This window comes from Streptococcus sp. 1004_SSPC, assembly GCF_001069025.1.
In the GTDB taxonomy this organism is placed as follows: Bacteria; Bacillota; Bacilli; order Lactobacillales; family Streptococcaceae; genus Streptococcus; species Streptococcus vestibularis.
Genome location: NZ_JWGQ01000116.1, coordinates 1 through 785 on the forward strand (window position 1 = coordinate 1; position 785 = coordinate 785).

Below are 785 nucleotides of genomic sequence, written 5' to 3' on the forward strand. Positions count from 1 at the left end.
TAGGAGGCTCTTATGGCACTTATCGAATTTAAAAATGTCAATAAATACTACGGAGATTATCATGCACTTCGTGATATCAATCTAGAAATTGAAAAAGGACAAGTTGTGGTTCTCTTGGGCCCTTCTGGGTCTGGGAAATCTACCCTTATCCGTACTATCAATGCCTTGGAATCCATCGATAACGGTACGCTTATCGTTAACGGACATAATGTGACGGAGGCTTCTGCCAAAGATTTGGTAGAATTGCGTAAGGAAGCAGGGATGGTTTTCCAACACTTTAACCTCTACCCTCACAAAACCGTTCTTGAAAATGTTACCTTGGCACCTATCAAGGTGCTTGGAATCAGTAAGGCAGACGCCGAAAAGACTGCTGAAAAATTCCTTCGCTACGTTAACATGTGGGACAAGAAAGATTCTTATCCAGGCATGCTTTCTGGTGGGCAAAAACAACGTATCGCTATTGCCCGTGGTCTTGCCATGAATCCTGAGCTCTTGCTCTTTGATGAGCCAACGTCAGCCCTTGACCCAGAGACTATTGGTGACGTTCTTGCCGTTATGCAAAACCTTGCCAAAGGTGGTATGAACATGGTAGTTGTTACCCACGAAATGGGCTTTGCTCGCAGTGTGGCAGACCGTATCATTTTCATGGCTGAAGGTCAGGTTCTCGTGGATACTACGGATGTCGATGGCTTCTTTGACAATCCAACTGAACCTCGTGCTGTTCAATTCCTTTCTAAGATTATCGACCACAACTCTGATCGTGTCCAAGTGGATGCCTAAGGAGG

The 785-nt window shown here is 45.0% G+C and carries 1 protein-coding gene; it reads left to right on the forward strand.

Features of this window, described 5'->3' with window-relative positions; genetic code table 11:
* The first annotated feature begins 12 nt into the window (after nucleotides 1–12).
* Nucleotides 13–780, forward strand: coding sequence for an amino acid ABC transporter ATP-binding protein (locus tag ADF62_RS08430; RefSeq protein ID WP_038675884.1), 768 nt, complete (start codon nucleotides 13–15; stop codon nucleotides 778–780).
* The last annotated feature ends 5 nt before the right edge of the window (nucleotides 781–785 follow it).

Bases quoted from the DNA above. Each gene is read 5' to 3' on its own strand.
- ADF62_RS08430 (WP_038675884.1), top strand. From the start codon at position 13: ATGGCACTTATCGAATTTAAAAATGTCAATAAATACTACGGAGATTAT.